12 protein-coding genes are annotated in these 15867 nt (G+C 47.8%); 11 read left to right on the forward strand and 1 reads right to left on the reverse strand.

Annotation, left to right across the window (positions count from 1 at the left end; all coding sequences use genetic code 11):
- Positions 1-249 precede the first annotated feature (249 nt).
- From ABR335_RS02140 to ABR335_RS02185, 10 genes are all read left to right on the forward strand, one after another.
- Positions 250-945, forward strand: a complete 696-nt coding sequence (locus tag ABR335_RS02140) for a heptaprenylglyceryl phosphate synthase (RefSeq protein WP_013860588.1) — start codon at positions 250-252, stop codon at positions 943-945.
- Positions 946-982: 37 nt separating this feature from the next.
- Positions 983-3205 carry a DNA helicase PcrA gene (gene pcrA, locus ABR335_RS02145; RefSeq protein WP_350346456.1) on the forward strand — a complete coding sequence of 741 codons (2223 nt, stop codon included), beginning with the start codon at positions 983-985 and terminating at the stop codon, positions 3203-3205.
- A gap of 72 nt (positions 3206-3277) precedes the next feature.
- Positions 3278-5284 carry an NAD-dependent DNA ligase LigA gene (gene ligA / locus ABR335_RS02150; RefSeq protein WP_017550754.1) on the forward strand — a complete coding sequence of 669 codons (2007 nt, stop codon included), beginning with the start codon at positions 3278-3280 and terminating at the stop codon, positions 5282-5284.
- 41 nt (positions 5285-5325) lie between these two features.
- A complete protein-coding gene (locus ABR335_RS02155; RefSeq protein ID WP_017550755.1) occupies positions 5326-6492 on the forward strand; it encodes a CamS family sex pheromone protein in 1167 nt (388 codons plus the stop codon).
- Positions 6493-6666: 174 nt separating this feature from the next.
- Positions 6667-8262 carry a malate synthase A gene (aceB, locus tag ABR335_RS02160; protein WP_017550756.1) on the forward strand — a complete coding sequence of 532 codons (1596 nt, stop codon included), beginning with the start codon at positions 6667-6669 and terminating at the stop codon, positions 8260-8262.
- Between the two features lie 212 nt (positions 8263-8474).
- Complete coding sequence (gene aceA / locus ABR335_RS02165) at positions 8475-9752, forward strand: isocitrate lyase (RefSeq protein ID WP_014096919.1); 1278 nt, start codon at positions 8475-8477, stop codon at positions 9750-9752.
- Between the two features lie 251 nt (positions 9753-10003).
- Positions 10004-10294 carry an Asp-tRNA(Asn)/Glu-tRNA(Gln) amidotransferase subunit GatC gene (gatC, locus tag ABR335_RS02170; protein ID WP_014096920.1) on the forward strand — a complete coding sequence of 97 codons (291 nt, stop codon included), beginning with the start codon at positions 10004-10006 and terminating at the stop codon, positions 10292-10294.
- A 12-nt stretch (positions 10295-10306) separates the two neighbouring features.
- The gene (gene gatA, locus ABR335_RS02175) at positions 10307-11764 is read left to right on the forward strand and encodes an Asp-tRNA(Asn)/Glu-tRNA(Gln) amidotransferase subunit GatA (RefSeq protein ID WP_014096921.1); all 1458 of its coding nucleotides are present in this window, start codon (positions 10307-10309) and stop codon (positions 11762-11764) included.
- A 12-nt stretch (positions 11765-11776) separates the two neighbouring features.
- Entirely contained in the window at positions 11777-13210 is a 1434-nt protein-coding gene (gene gatB, locus ABR335_RS02180) for an Asp-tRNA(Asn)/Glu-tRNA(Gln) amidotransferase subunit GatB (RefSeq protein WP_014096922.1), read from the forward strand.
- Positions 13211-13312: 102 nt separating this feature from the next.
- A complete protein-coding gene (locus ABR335_RS02185; protein WP_013860577.1) occupies positions 13313-13519 on the forward strand; it encodes a hypothetical protein in 207 nt (68 codons plus the stop codon).
- A gap of 236 nt (positions 13520-13755) precedes the next feature.
- Here the strand turns inward: ABR335_RS02185 and ABR335_RS02190 are convergent, their stop codons facing one another.
- Positions 13756-14142, reverse strand: a complete 387-nt coding sequence (locus ABR335_RS02190) for a general stress protein (RefSeq protein ID WP_035183339.1) — start codon at positions 14140-14142, stop codon at positions 13756-13758.
- A 658-nt stretch (positions 14143-14800) separates the two neighbouring features.
- Here ABR335_RS02190 and ABR335_RS02195 point away from each other — a divergent pair.
- A complete protein-coding gene (locus ABR335_RS02195; RefSeq protein ID WP_014096925.1) occupies positions 14801-15601 on the forward strand; it encodes an arylamine N-acetyltransferase in 801 nt (266 codons plus the stop codon).
- Positions 15602-15867 lie beyond the last annotated feature (266 nt).

Consider the following 15867-nt stretch of genomic DNA (forward strand, 5'->3'; position numbering starts at 1 on the left):
CTTTTCGTGATAGAATCACGGGGCTTGGCGCATCTTGCTAGAAAAGTTGCGCTTTTCATTTTTCCTTCTGCCGGCACCGCTTTTTTTGCATAAGCATGCAGGAGAGATTTTCCGGCTTTAATGGGGGGAAAGCGCGGCGTTTCCGGGCAGGCCTGTTATATTTTCCCGTTCCGATGAAAAGCTTTTTTGCCTGTACCTTCAAATGCTATAATGGGCTATGATGGATGAAGAATGGAGGATTTCCGGTTGATGTATGATGTGCGTGAATGGCGGCATGCCTTCAAATTGGATCCGAATAAAGATATTTCGGAAAAAGATTTGGAAAAAGTTTGCGAGTCCGGCACGGATGCAGTGATTATCGGTGGAACGGACGGTGTCACCCTTGATAACACGTTACAGTTAATGTCAAGGGTGAGAAGATACGCCGTGCCGTGCTGCCTCGAAGTATCGGATCCGGACGCAATCGCACCAGCTTATGACCTTTACTTGATTCCGGCGGTTTTAAACAGCCAAAATACAACTTGGATCACCGGTGCCCACCATAAAGCAGTGAAAGCATACGGGGAATGGATGAATTGGAATGAGATTGTCATGGAAGGCTACTGTATTTTAAATCCGGACTGTAAAGCCGCTCAGCTTGCAGAAGCAGCAACCGGCCTTGACGACGACGACGTTCTCGCTTATGCACGCATGGCGGAGCATATGTTCAAGTTTCCGGTTTTTTATTTGGAATACAGCGGCACTTACGGAGATCCAAAGCTTGTCGAAAAAGTGAAAACAGTACTGGAAGATACCGTTTTGTTTTACGGCGGCGGCATCCGCACTGCGGCACAGGCTGCGGAGATGGCACGGGCTGCAGATGTAGTGGTCGTCGGCAATGTGGTTTATGAAGATATACACGAGGCCGTGAAAACGGTTCGGGTTGTAAAGCAAACAGGTTTGTGATAAAATAGAACAAACATTCTCATGTGGTGGTGAAATCATGCAATTTTTAACCGACCGTATTCTGAACGGGCTGAACCCCGAACAGAAAGAAGCGGTCAAAACAACGGAAGGGCCGCTTTTGATTCTTGCCGGAGCGGGAAGCGGCAAAACGCGGGTGCTGACTCGCCGCGTTGCCTATTTAATGGTGGAAAAAGGCGTGAATCCGTATAATATTTTAGCGATTACGTTTACCAATAAGGCCGCCCGCGAAATGAAAGACAGGATTGCCGGGATCATGGGTGGTGCCGCTGAGGAAGTGTGGATATCCACCTTCCATTCGATGTGCGTGCGCATTTTGCGGAGGGATATCGACAGGATCGGCTTTAACCGCAATTTTTCAATCCTTGACGCGACCGACCAGCTATCGGTTATTAAAAACCTTTTAAAAGAAAAAAATCTGGATCCGAAAAAATTTGATCCACGGGCGATTTTAGGGAAAATCAGCAGCGCGAAAAATGAACTGATTGATTTTGAACAGTACGCCAAACAAGCGGGCGATTTTTTTGACCAAATTGTCAGTGACGTATACGAAGCTTACCAGCAACGCCTGAGGAAAAACCAGTCGCTTGACTTTGACGATCTGATCATGATGACAATCCAATTGTTCAAGCGCGTCCCGGAAGTCCTCGAATATTACCAAAGAAAATTCCAATACATCCACGTTGATGAATATCAGGATACCAATAAATCCCAGTATACACTTGTGAAATTGTTGGCTTCAAGGTTTCAGAATTTGTGTGTTGTCGGGGATAATGACCAGTCGATTTACCGTTGGCGCGGTGCGGATATTGCCAATATCTTGTCATTTGAAAAAGATTACCCGAACGCGAAAGTCATTTTGCTCGAGCAAAACTACCGCTCGACGAAGAAAATTTTACAGGCGGCCAATAAAGTCATCGAAAACAACGCAAACCGGAAAAAGAAAAATTTATGGACGGAAAACGATGAGGGGCAAAATCTCGTCTATTACCGGGCAGACAGCGAACAGGGGGAAGCGCAGTTTGTTGCCGGAAAAATTAAGGAACTCACTGCATCGGGTAAACGCCGGTACTCCGATATTGCCATTTTGTACCGCACGAACGCCCAGTCCCGTGTCATCGAAGAAGTATTGATGAAATCGAACATTGCCTACAATATCGTCGGCGGCACCCGTTTCTACGACCGGAAAGAAATTAAAGATATTCTCGCGTATTTGCGGGTCATCGCCAATCCGGATGACGACCTCAGCCTGACCCGGATTATCAATGTGCCGAAACGCGGGATCGGTCAGACTTCATTGGATAAGATCGTGCGTTATGCGGCGGACCAGGATGTTTCCTTATTTACGGCACTTCAGGAAATCGATTTTATCGGCCTCAGTCCGAAAATTACCAAAGCCTGCCGAGAATTTTACGAGCTTATCAGCAATTTTACCCGGATGCAGGAATATTTATCCGTTACCGAACTGGTGGAAGAATTGCTGGACAAGTCCGGCTACCGGGATGCGCTGAAACTGGAAAAATCGCTTGAAGCCGAAAGCCGGCTCGAAAATATTGATGAATTTCTTTCAGTTGCCCAGGAATTTGAGAAAGAGAACGATGACAAAAGCCTTGTTGCCTTTTTGACGGATTTGGCGCTTGTCGCGGATATTGACCGGCTTGAAGAAGATGATGCACAAAAAGATGCCGTTGTATTAATGACGTTACATGCCGCCAAAGGGCTTGAATTTCCGGTTGTCTTCCTGATCGGCATGGAAGAGGGCATTTTCCCACACAGCCGTTCCCTCATGGACGAAGCGGAAATGGAAGAGGAAAGGCGGCTCATGTATGTCGGCGTCACGCGGGCACAAGAGGAGCTGTACCTGACCAATGCTGAAGTGCGGACGCTTTACGGGCGCATGAACATCAATCCTGTTTCACGGTTTATCAATGAAATCCCGGAAGAACTGATCGAGGATATTCGCAAGGAGGAAAAAGACCGGCTCGATTTCCGCCAGGTTTCAAGCGGCAATACGAGAAGAAAAGAGAAACGGCCGCCTGTTGTTCCTGCCTGGCAACAAAACAGGGCCGGCAATCCTTCCTGGCAAGTGGGCGATAAAGCCGAACATAAAAAATGGGGGATCGGCACGGTTGTCAGTGTCAAGGGAGAAGGCAAATCAGCTGAACTTGACATTGCATTCCCGAGCCCTGTCGGCATCAAACGACTTTTAGCCGAGTTTGCGCCGATTACAAAAATAGAATAGAATAAGTCTGGACAACGAAAGGGACACAGGCGGCAAATGCCACTTTTGCCCTGATGGAAAGGATTGTTGCACATGGATAATCACGCGGCAGCCGCCCGGGCAGCCGAACTGCGCAAACTGCTCAACCAGTACAGTTATGAATATTATGTGCTCGACCGCCCGAGCGTTCCGGATGCGGAATACGACAGGCTTTTGCGTGAACTGCAGGAGATTGAAAATGCGCATCCGGAGTTGATCACGCCGGATTCGCCAACGCAAAGGGTCGGAGGAGAACCTTTATCCGGATTTGCCAAAGTGGTCCATGATACACCGATGCTCAGTCTGGCAAATGCCTTTAACGAAGCCGACCTTCGCGATTTTGACCGCAGAGTCCGAGAGACGGCCGGCGATCGATATGAATACGTGTGCGAACTAAAAATTGACGGGCTGGCGATTTCGCTTAAATATGAGAATGGATTATTCGTCCAAGGGTCCACAAGAGGGGACGGGACGATCGGTGAAGACATCACGGCTAACCTCAGAACCGTCCGCTCAATACCGCTCAGGCTAAATGAACCGGTCAACATTGAGGCGCGCGGGGAATGTTTTATGCCGAAAAAGTCTTTCGAGGCATTGAACCGTATTAAAGAAGAAAACGGGGAAGAACCGTTTGCCAATCCGCGCAATGCGGCAGCCGGATCGCTCCGCCAGCTCGATCCGAAAATTGCGGCATCGCGGAACCTTGATACGTTTATGTATGCAATCGGTGATACAACCGGACTCGATATTTCCGCCCATAGCGAAGGGCTTGCGTATTTGGAAAGGCTCGGCCTTAAGGTCAATAAAGAAACAAGAATATGCCGGGATATCGGGGAGGTACTCGAATTTATCGCGGAATGGACGGAAAAACGTCCGGCCCTTCCGTATGAAATTGACGGCATTGTAATCAAGGTAAATGACTATGCCCAGGAAGCCGCCCTTGGCACAACGGTAAAAAGTCCGCGCTGGGCTATTGCCTATAAATTTCCTGCTGAAGAAGTCGTCACCAAACTAACCGGTATTGAAGTAAAAGTCGGCCGTACTGGGGTCGTCACACCAACTGCGATACTAAATCCGGTAAGGGTGGCCGGAACAACCGTCCAGCGGGCCACACTCCACAATGAAGATTTGATCCGTGAAAAAGATATCCGGATTGGGGACTACGTGGTGGTGAAAAAAGCGGGTGATATTATTCCCGAAGTGGTCCGCCCGATTCCCGAACGGAGGACTGGCGAAGAGCAGGCGTTTTCCATGCCGTCCCACTGCCCGGACTGCGGCAGCGAGCTTGTCCGGCTTGAGGATGAAGTGGCGCTCCGCTGCATTAACCCGAACTGTCCGGCGCAGATCCGCGAAGGGCTGATCCATTTCGTATCAAGGAATGCGATGAATATTGAAGGGCTGGGGGGAAAGGTCATCAGCCAGCTGTTCGCGCATGAATTGATCCACAATGTTGCGGATATTTACCGGCTGAAAAAAGAAGAACTATTACAATTAGAAAGAATGGGGGAAAAATCGGTTTCCAATTTGCTTGCCGCAATTGAAGCCTCAAAAAAGAATTCGCTGGAAAAATTGCTGTTCGGCCTCGGCATTCGTCATGTCGGCGCCAAAGCTGCGAAAATTTTAGCAGCGCATTTCGAAACAATGGAACGGCTTTCGAAAGCAACGCGTGAAGAACTGGAGGCCATACCCGATATTGGCGAAAAGATGGCGGATTCCATTGCTACGTATTTTGAAAATGAAGAAGCACTTGGCCTGGTCCGGGAATTGGCTGCGCTCGGGGTCAACATGGTTTATAAAGGTCCCAAACGTGCGGAAAAGCGCAATGCAGATTCGCCTTTTGCCGGAAAGACGGTCGTTTTAACCGGAAAACTGGTGAACATGACCCGCAACGAAGCAAAAGAAAAACTGGAGGCGCTCGGGGCAAATGTGACCGGCAGCGTGAGCAAAAATACCGACCTTGTCATCGCCGGGGAAGATGCGGGCACAAAGCTGACCAAAGCGGAACAGCTCGGCATTGAAGTATGGGATGAAGCAGCGTTTTTGGAACGGCTCCATTCATAAATGCAAGGGAAAGCGAGAAATCAAAAAGGTGGAAAGGCAGTATGAAAAAATGGTACCCCCTCATCATATCGATGGTTTTACTGGCAGGCTGTTCACCGGGTTTCGGCTCGGATAACAAAGTGGTCCAGAAAAGCAACAATAAAAAAGAAACATCCGTTGTTTCGAGTTACCAAATTTCCGACCAGTATTATAAAAATATTTACCCGTATAAAACAAGCAAATCGCGGGGGCTCGTTGTCAGCAACTTAAATACTTCATATGATATCGAGGAATTTGAAACCGGCCTGATGCGGGTTGCGCAGAGAAATTACCCGCCGGATGACTATCTTTTTCAGGAAGGTCAGTATTTGACTTCCGACACCATAACAAAATGGCTGAACCGGAAATATACGGCAGACCAGTTGAAAAAGAAAGGCCTGAAAGAACAGGACAATGTTGGACTGAATCCGGTGAACGATGGAAAAGGATCGGAAAAGGATCAAAATGAGAAAAACCCGATTTATTTGGCGCAAATTCTCGAACAGGATTATTTAACAAAAGACAGCAAAGGGAACGTCAAACTGTCTGGCGTTGCCATCGGGCTTGCCCTGAACTCGGTTTATTACTATCAGACGGAAAAGTACGGTTCCACGTATGACGTCAATATTTCCCAAAAAACGCTGGACGAAAAAGGGAAGCAGATTGCATCAGAAGTCGTCCAGCGCCTGCGCAAGATGAATGGATTGAAAAATGTCCCGATTACGATCGGGCTGTACAAACAGCAGAGCAAGGATTCCGTTATTCCCGGAAATTACTTTGCTTACGCTACCGTTCCGGCAAACAGCACATCTGCAGACGATTGGAAAAACATCAATGAAAAATATTATTTGTTCCCGTCCGACGATGCGGAAAAAGCCCATCGTGATGATGAGAAAACATTTGAGAATTTTAAAACGGACATTGAAGACTTTTTCCCGAATTACACCGGGTGTATTGGCAGGGCAAGATACAGCGACGGGCAGCTTGCTGATTTAAGCATCGACATTCCGATCCAGTTTTATGGCCAGGCGGAAGTCATTGCCTTTACGCAATATGTCGCCGGCTTGGTGGTCAAAACCTTCCCGGATTATGTCAATTTACAAGTGAGCATCACGGCTAACAATGAAGCAAAAGCGCTCATTGTAAGAGAATCAAAAGCAAAAGACCCGACCGTCCACATTTATAACTGAAAAAAGAGCAGATACATGAAAATTGTATCTGCTCTTTTTTAGTATGTCACATTTCAAAAAAAGGAAAACATTTTTTAATTTTTTTCAAAAAAAGGCTACCATTTTTGAAAACACTGTTATATAATAAAAACATGCAAAACACACTGTATTATAACAAGGAAAGGGAGTGCAGATATGGAGACCAAAGCACCAGGCATTACCGTAACGGGATCCATCCATGACGGGTATGACGAAATATTGACCCCGGAAGCGCTGCAATTTTTGGAACAGCTGGAGCGGCATTTCGGCGAAAGGCGGCGTGAACTGCTGGCCTACAGAAAAAAACGCGATGAAGAAATCAAATCGGGCAAGCTTCCACATTTTCTCGAAGAAACGGCCTCCATCCGCGAATCCGACTGGACCATTGCCCCGCTTCCCGAAGATTTGCAGGACAGGCGTGTGGAGATTACCGGGCCGGTTGACCGGAAAATGGTGATCAATGCTTTGAATTCAGGCGCAAAAATATTTATGGCCTGTTTTGAAGATGCCACTTCCCCGACATGGGAGAATATCATTGAAGGACAGATCCATCTCCGTGATGCGGTCAACCGGACGATTACTTTTACCGGGCCGAACGGAAAAGAATACAAACTGGGCGATCATCCCGCTGTCTTAATCGTCAGACCGCGCGGATGGCATTTGGAAGAGAAACATATTTTAGTAGACGGTAAACCTATATCCGGCAGTTTAACAGATTTCGGGCTTTACTTCTTCCATAATGCCCGCAGGCTCCTTGAAAACGGCACAGGCCCGTACTTTTACCTGCCAAAAATGGAAAGCCATCTGGAAGCGCGCCTTTGGAATGATGTTTTTATCTTTGCACAAAAGTATATCGGCATCCCGAAAGGCACCATTAAAGCGACTGTCCTGATTGAAACGATCATGGCTGCATTTGAAATGGACGAAATCCTTTACGAACTGAAAGAGCATTCGGCAGGCCTCAACTGCGGGCGCTGGGACTATATTTTCAGCTATATTAAAAAACTGCGTACCAATCCGCAGTTTATTACGCCAGACAGGTCTCTTGTCACCATGACGGTCCCGTTTATGCGCGCTTATTCGCTTTTGACCATTAAGACGTGCCACCGCCGGAATGCGCCGGCAATCGGGGGAATGGCCGCGCAGATCCCGGTAAAAGACGACCCGGCAAAAAATGAAGAAGCTTTCCAAAAGGTGCGTGCCGATAAAGAGCGGGAAGCAAGAGACGGGCATGACGGCACCTGGGTTGCGCATCCTGGGCTTGTGCCAGTCGCCTTGGAAGCATTTAATAAAGAAATGCCTGAGCCGAACCAAATCCACTCCGGCAAGCAGATGGATTTTACGGCAACGGCAGATGATCTGCTCGCTGTGCCGCAAGGGGAAATTACGGAAAAAGGCATCCGCGAAAACATTTATGCCGGCATCCAGTACATCGAATCCTGGCTCAGGGGAAGGGGTGCTGTGCCGATCTCGAACTTAATGGAAGATGCGGCGACGGCTGAAATTTCTCGCACCCAGCTTTGGCACTGGATTCGCCATCCGAAGGGCGTACTTCAAGACGGCAGAAAAGTGACGATTGAGCTATATGAACAAATCAAAGCGGAAGAACTGGAACGCATCCGCCGGGAAATCGGGGAGGAATATTACCGGGCCGGCCGTTTTGAAGAAGCAGTAGCCTTATTTGACCGGCTTGTTAAAGAAGACGAATTTATTGAATTTTTAACCTTACCGGCGTATGAACTGCTGGGCTGATCGAATGGCAAATTGCGGAGCATGAGCGCAACAAGGGGAGACGTACAATGGAAAGCTCTGCAGTCATGCAGAGAGGAATCATATGAATATCGTAAGCTCTATATGTTAGCTGCTTTAGCCGCAGCCGTATAAAGGAGAATCGTTTGAACCTCGGGAAAGCCTTATTTTGCCTGCGGATTTACATTATATTGAAAAAATGGGAGGAATTTTTGATGGTAAACGAAAAAGCGCTTGAATTGAAACGAAGCTGGGAGAAAGATGAAAGGTGGCAGGGGATTGTCCGCCCGTATGCTCCGGAAGACGTGCTCAAACTGAGGGGTTCTGTTCAAATTGAATATACTTTGGCGCGCAGGGGGGCGGAAAAATTCTGGAATCTGCTGCATACGGAAGATTATATCCATGCATTGGGTGCACTCACGGGAAATCAGGCCGTCCAGCAGGTAAAGGCCGGATTGAAAGCCATTTATTTAAGCGGCTGGCAGGTTGCAGCTGATGCGAACCTTGCCGGGCAAATGTATCCGGACCAAAGCCTGTATCCGGCGAACAGCGTGCCGAATGTCGTCAAACGGATCAACCAGGCCCTGCAGCGTGCCGACCAGATCCACCATGCAGAAGGGGACGAACGGATTGATTGGTTTGCGCCGATCGTTGCCGATGCAGAAGCCGGTTTTGGCGGCCCGTTAAACGTATTCGAACTGACAAAAGCGATGATCGAAGCGGGTGCCGCGTCTGTCCATCTTGAAGACCAGCTTTCATCCGAGAAGAAATGCGGCCATTTGGGCGGCAAAGTGTTGCAGCCGACACAAACAGCTATCCGCCACTTGATTGCAGCCCGCCTTGCTGCTGATGTCATGGGCGTGCCGACCGTTATCATTGCCCGTACGGATGCAAATGCGGCAAATCTGATCACAAGCAATGTTGACCCATATGATGCGCCGTTTATCACCGGGGAACGGACAGCGGAAGGTTTTTACCGCACAAAAGCAGGCATAGACCAGGCGATTGCCCGCGGCCTTGCTTACGCGCCATATGCCGATATGATCTGGTGCGAAACGAGTGAGCCGAATCTGGACGAAGCACGCCGGTTTGCAGAAGCGATCCATGAAAAATTCCCGGGTAAACTTTTGGCTTACAACTGCTCGCCGTCGTTCAACTGGAAGAAGAAACTCGATGACAAAACAATTGCGAACTTCCAGAAAGAAATTGCGCGCATGGGCTATAAATTCCAGTTCGTTACGCTTGCCGGCTTCCATGCCTTGAACCACAGCATGTTTGAACTGGCCCGCAACTACCGCGACCGCGGCATGGCAGCCTATTCCGAACTGCAGCAGGCCGAATTTGCAAACGAACAATATGGTTACACGGCAACACGCCATCAGCGCGAAGTCGGGACCGGTTATTTCGATGAAGTCTCGATGGTCATCTCAGGCGGCACTTCTTCCACCACCGCACTCACAGGATCGACCGAGCAGGAACAATTCATTCATTAAATTGGAACATGCCAAAACACGGCAGGCCTAAGCAAAGCCTGCCGCGTTTTCTTTTTTGCAACCCTGGCGCCCCCCTTGCTTAAGGGCGGGCTTTTCTGCTATGATCAATAGTATTGCAGGGTTCGATTCGCCCCATATGAACGGACAGTCAGGCCCCGCTTTCCGGGTTGTGCTGCGGGGCAATGAACTGCACGCCCGATTGGTGGTTCCACGTACAATTGATGTGACTTTTATAACGGAGGTGAAAGGCTATGCCTGATATTTCAAAAGAACAAGTCCAACACGTTGCCGACCTGGCACGCCTTGAAATGAATGAGACGGAAACGGAAAAGTTTACGAAACAGCTGGGGGATATTATCCATTTTGCGGAATCATTAAATGAACTTGACACAACCGGGGTTCCGCCGACCACGCACGTACTCGAAATCCGCAATGTGATGCGCGAAGATACGGTGGAAAAAGGACTGCCGCGCGAGCTTGTGTTGAAAAATGCACCGGATACTCAGGACGGCATGATCCGTGTGCCGACAATTGTAGAATAAGGAGGGGAAAGCATGTCTTTATTTGACCATAAAATCTCGGAGCTCCACGAGTTTTTACATAATAAGGAAGTTAAAGTATCAGAACTTGTTGATGAAGCGTATCAAAAGATTTCAGAAACAGACGACAAAGTGAAAGCTTTTTTAACGTTAGATGAAGAACGGGCCCGCAAAACCGCAGCGGAACTGGACGGCAAAATCGGCTCGCCGGAAGCTGAAAATGTGCTGTTCGGCATGCCGATCGGAATCAAGGACAATATTGTCACGAAAGATTTGCGGACAACCTGTGCCAGCAAAATCCTTGAAAACTTCGATCCCATTTATGATGCCACGGTTATGGAAAAATTACATAAGGAAAAGACGATCACAATCGGCAAATTGAATATGGATGAATTTGCGATGGGTTCGTCGACGGAAAATTCCGCATTCCAAATCACCCGTAACCCTTGGAACCTGGATACGGTGCCGGGCGGTTCTTCCGGTGGTTCGGCTGCAGCCGTGGCAGCGGGAGAAGTACCGTTTGCGCTTGGATCCGATACCGGTGGCTCGATCCGCCAGCCGGCCGCATTTTGCGGGGTTGTCGGAATGAAGCCGACTTACGGGCGCGTTTCCCGTTTTGGCCTTGTCGCATTCGCCTCTTCGCTCGACCAGATCGGGCCGATTACCCGGACCGTGGAAGACAATGCCTATCTTTTACAGGCGATTTCCGGGCTTGACCGGCATGATTCTACCTCAGCCGACGTGGAAGTGCCGAACTATGTGGAGGCGCTCAAAGGTGATGTAAAAGGCTTGAAAATTGCCGTGCCAAAAGAATACTTAGGTGAAGGCGTCAGCGAAGAAGCACGCCAGGCTGTTCTCAATGCCTTGAAAGTGCTGGAAAAGCTCGGTGCCACATGGGAAGAAGTGTCGCTGCCGCATTCGAAATACGGCGTGGCCACCTATTATTTGCTTGCTTCATCCGAAGCGTCTTCCAACCTGGCCCGTTTCGACGGCGTCCGCTACGGCTACCGTTCGCCAAACGCCACGAACCTCGAAGAATTATATAAAAAGACCCGTTCGGAAGGTTTTGGGGACGAAGTAAAACGCCGCATCATGCTTGGAACTTTTGCGCTAAGTGCAGGCTATTACGATGCGTATTACAAGAAAGCACAACAGGCCCGCACCCTGATCAAAAAAGACTTTGACGATGTACTCGAAAAATATGATGTCATCATCGGGCCGACCACGCCGACGCCGGCTTTTAAAATCGGGGAAAAAATAGAAGATCCGTTAACGATGTATGCGAATGATATTTTAACCATTCCGGTCAACTTGGCAGGCGTTCCGGGGATCTCTGTTCCATGTGGGTTTGCAGGTGGGCTGCCATTAGGGCTGCAAATCATCGGGAAGCATTTTGACGAAAGCACCGTGTACCGCGTTGCCCACGCATTTGAACAGGCGACGGACTTCCATAACCAAAAACCGCAATTGTAAGGGGTGAAAAAGATGAATTTTGAAACAGTGATCGGACTTGAAGTGCACGTTGAACTCAAAACCAATACGAAAATTTTCTCGCCGGCGCCTGCGCATTTCGGGGCAGAACCGAATACGAACACAAATGTTATTGATCTCGGCTATCCGGGGGTGCTTCCGGTACTGAATAAAAAAGTGGTTGACTACGCAATGAAGGCGGCCATGGCGCTGAACTGCGAAATTGCAACCGAAACGAAATTCGACCGGAAAAACTATTTTTACCCGGACAACCCGAAAGCCTATCAGATTTCCCAATTTGATAAACCGATCGGGAAAAACGGCTGGATTGAAATCGAAGTGGACGGCATAAAGAAAAAGATCGGTATTACCCGTATTCACATGGAAGAAGACGCCGGGAAACTGTTCCACGCGGCAAATGAAGGGTATTCTCTCGTCGATTTGAACCGCCAAGGCACGCCACTAATTGAAATTGTTTCGGAACCGGATATTCGTACGCCGGAAGAAGCGTATGCGTATCTTGAAAAATTAAAATCCATCATTCAATATACCGGCGTTTCCGACTGCAAAATGGAAGAAGGGTCACTCCGCTGCGATGCCAATATTTCCATCCGTCCAATCGGGCAGGAAACATTCGGCACGAAAACCGAACTGAAAAACTTGAACTCGTTCAACTATGTGCGCAAAGGCCTGCAGTATGAGCAGGAACGCCAGAAACAAGTGCTGCTTGCAGGCGGTGTGATCCAACAGGAAACACGCCGTTTTGACGAAGCAACCGGCAAAACGATTTTGATGCGGGTGAAAGAAGGCTCGGACGATTACCGCTATTTCCCGGAACCGGATCTTGTGGATCTGTATATTGATGACGCCTGGAAAGAACGGGTGCGCGCCGAAATCCCGGAACTTCCGGATGAACGGAAAAAGCGTTACACGGAAGAACTCGGGCTCCCGGCTTATGATGCCATGGTGCTCACACTCACGAAAGAAATGTCCGATTTCTTTGAAGCGACGATCGCAGCCGGCGCCGATGCAAAACAGGCATCGAACTGGCTGATGGGCGAAGTGTCCGCGTACTTGAATTCAGCCCAGAAAGAACTGCATGATATTGCTCTGACACCAGAAAGCCTTGCCGGCATGATCAAATTGATCGAAAACGGCACGCTCTCTTCAAAATTGGCGAAGAAAGTGTTCCGCGAACTGGTCGAAAAAGGCGGCGACCCGGAAAAAATCGTCAAGGAAAAAGGACTTGTGCAAATTTCTGATGAAGGCGAGCTTTTAAAAATTGTAACAGAAGTGCTGGATAAAAACGAACAATCCATTATTGACTATAAAAACGGAAAAGACCGGGCGCTCGGCTTTTTGGTCGGACAGGTCATGAAAGCAACAAAAGGGCAGGCCAACCCACCGATTGTCAATAAACTGCTGATTCAGGAAATGAATAAACGTTAAGTTTTCAAAAAAAGCGGTGTGCCCCACCGCTTTTTTTGTTTTAAAATTTGGTGACCGGGTATATAACGAAAGGGTGAAATTGACGATAGGAGGCTGCAAACAATGTGTGATTGCTTATTTGAACTGACAACCACGTGTGCATATTGTTTGAGAAAAGCCGGCAAAGAAATTGATGCTGTTTATCCGGTGTATGACTGGAAAACAAATAAACTGCTCGGTTATTATTGCAAAGAACATTTTTTAAAAGTGAAAATCCGGAATTTGATCGAAGAAACTGTTGAAAAACAGGCAAATCCGGTAGAAGCTTAAAACACTTGCGATAAAGTTGCCAGTTGAATAGAATGCATAAAAAGAGCGGGCAAAGTGGATGCCGGCTCTTTTTATGTAAGCGCATCCAAATTGCGTGTCTTTTCAAAATGTACTGCCAAATAACGTAGGCTGTGCTATAATAAGGGTAACAATTGGAGAAAAAGAAAGAGAGTACGAATACGGCAAAAAACCGGTTCAGCGTGCGGGCTGAACCGGTTTGGGTGAAACCATTCCTCTTAATCTTCACCGTTGTTTTTCGCTCTTGCGTTACCGCCTTTTTCTCCAATTTCTTGATAGAAATCTTTGTCATGGCTGTCAGCAGTGGCTTCTCCGCCTTTTTTGCCGATTTCTTGATAGAATTCTTTATCATGATTCTCCGCTGTAGATTCTCCGCCTTTTTTACCGATTTCCTGATAGAAATCTTTGTCATGGCTGTCGGCAGTGGCTTCTCCACCTTTTTTACCAATTTCCTGATAGAATTCTTTGCCGTGTTTTTCGGAAGTGGTTTCTCCACCCTTTTTACCAATTTCTTGATAGAATTCTTTATCGTGGCTGTCAGCAGTAGCTTCTCCGCCTTTGCGACCTGCTTCTTCTACTGTCATTTTTTTATCTTTGTCTGCCATTTCAAATCTCTCCTTTGTTCGGTGATTTTGAATATCGCTTACGGTATCATATATACCACGATCTAGCAGGAATAAACTTTCACCAAAAAATAATAGACAAAAATGGAATCATCTTTTAAGCAGCGCCCGTCCGGAAAACGTTGTAAAAATGGGCATGCACCCTTTGAGAGACAGGTTTTGGAGGGGTGGAAACCGGGATGGGCAAATTGATTTTTGAAGGCTTCAAAAAAAGACCAAAAAGAGAGCCGAAATCCGGTCGAATTGTCCTTTTGGAGGGTTCAAAAAGACAAAAGGGGATTGAAATCCGGTCGAACTGTCCTTTTGGAGGGTTTAAAAAGACAAAAGGGAACTGGAATCCGTTCGAATTGTCCTTTTGGGGGCTTCAAAAAGACAAAAGAGAGCCAGACCCGGGGCCAATTGTCCTTTTGGAGGGCTTAAAAAGACAAAAAAGAGTACCGGACCGGGAGCAAACTGTCCTTTTAAAAACTCCAATAAGGAAATAAAGAGCCTGTAAGCTGTGCGTCTAGTGCAGAAACGTTTAAAATAGAATAAGGATGCATGTCGAGTCACTTTTTTCATCCCTGTTGTTGCGAAAAAAAGGTTTTTTCATGCCGGGCAGCGAAAAGAACGGATAAAGCACTTGAAAGGGGAAAAGAAAATGGAAGAACAGGTGGAGGCTTATTTGAATTACTTAAAGCTTGAACGTGAAGAGCCGGGGCTGAATTTTTTGCAGCGGCTCATCCAGCACCATCTTTCTTGTGTCCCCTATGAAACGTTCAGCAAGTTTCATTACTTCCGTGAGGGGATTTACATACCTCCGTTTGAGACTTTTGTGGAGCATTTATGGGAAAAAGGATGGGGCGGCACCTGTTTTACATTAAACATCAATTTTGCGCGGCTGTTGCGTGGCTTGGGTTTTCAATGCTCGTTTGTGCGTGTGGTGCCCGGCCATGTCGCGCTGATGGTTTTATTAAACGAAAAAAAACTGTACGTGGATGTCGGCTACGGCTCCCCGATCATGAAGCCGGTTGAACTTGAGGCAAAACGGCGCCACGTGCTCCATGGTTTTGGTGAAGATATCATTTTTACGCAGCTTGAGCCCGGCCGTTACGAAATCGACCGCCGTTCAAATGGGAAATCTTTTGTGAAAAAAACAATTGAATGGCTGCCGCTTACGGAAGACGATTTGAAAGAAGATATTCGTGCATCATACCTTGACGACAACGCCAATCAGACGATGCGCAGGGTGACCGCCGTTCGCTTCAACGGGCGGGAATGCTACTATTTGCGCGACCGCTCATTAAAAATTATGAACTACCGCAATATCCGCGAGCTGCACATGCGGGATTTCGCCCGCTGGAAAGATACCATCGGGGAAGTATACAAGATCGGCGAAGATGCTCTGCTGGAAACGATACAATTTCTGAATGAGCGCGGCATCCGTTTGTTCAGCCCGTGATGATGCGGAAGTATGGAAAATTTTAGGGTGCATGCACAAATCATCCATGCCTGCACGTCCCCCTTTCCTTGAACCACTTTGGTATAAGGCAAAGGCAGTCCCTACGCACACGGCAGCCGAAAAGTGCCTTTTTGCGGCCAAGGCGCACGCCGCACCTTGCTGTTAGTGGATTTTTTTTCAAAAAAGTTGTATGATAATTCGGTGGATGTATGAAGGATTTGCCCCATGCAGAAAGAACGGACAACATATCGAGCAGTTTCCCTATC

This window comes from Heyndrickxia faecalis (assembly GCF_040267745.1).
GTDB lineage: Bacteria > Bacillota > Bacilli > Bacillales > Bacillaceae_C > Weizmannia > Weizmannia faecalis.

Bases quoted from the DNA above. Each gene is read 5' to 3' on its own strand.
- ABR335_RS02140 (WP_013860588.1), top strand. From the start codon at position 250: ATGTATGATGTGCGTGAATGGCGGCATGCCTTCAAATTGGATCCGAAT.
- pcrA (WP_350346456.1), top strand. From the start codon at position 983: ATGCAATTTTTAACCGACCGTATTCTGAACGGGCTGAACCCCGAACAG.
- ligA (WP_017550754.1), top strand. From the start codon at position 3,278: ATGGATAATCACGCGGCAGCCGCCCGGGCAGCCGAACTGCGCAAACTG.
- ABR335_RS02155 (WP_017550755.1), top strand. From the start codon at position 5,326: ATGAAAAAATGGTACCCCCTCATCATATCGATGGTTTTACTGGCAGGC.
- aceB (WP_017550756.1), top strand. From the start codon at position 6,667: ATGGAGACCAAAGCACCAGGCATTACCGTAACGGGATCCATCCATGAC.
- aceA (WP_014096919.1), top strand. From the start codon at position 8,475: ATGGTAAACGAAAAAGCGCTTGAATTGAAACGAAGCTGGGAGAAAGAT.
- gatC (WP_014096920.1), top strand. From the start codon at position 10,004: ATGCCTGATATTTCAAAAGAACAAGTCCAACACGTTGCCGACCTGGCA.
- gatA (WP_014096921.1), top strand. From the start codon at position 10,307: ATGTCTTTATTTGACCATAAAATCTCGGAGCTCCACGAGTTTTTACAT.
- gatB (WP_014096922.1), top strand. From the start codon at position 11,777: ATGAATTTTGAAACAGTGATCGGACTTGAAGTGCACGTTGAACTCAAA.
- ABR335_RS02185 (WP_013860577.1), top strand. From the start codon at position 13,313: ATGTGTGATTGCTTATTTGAACTGACAACCACGTGTGCATATTGTTTG.
- ABR335_RS02190 (WP_035183339.1), bottom strand. From the start codon at position 14,142: ATGGCAGACAAAGATAAAAAAATGACAGTAGAAGAAGCAGGTCGCAAA.
- ABR335_RS02195 (WP_014096925.1), top strand. From the start codon at position 14,801: ATGGAAGAACAGGTGGAGGCTTATTTGAATTACTTAAAGCTTGAACGT.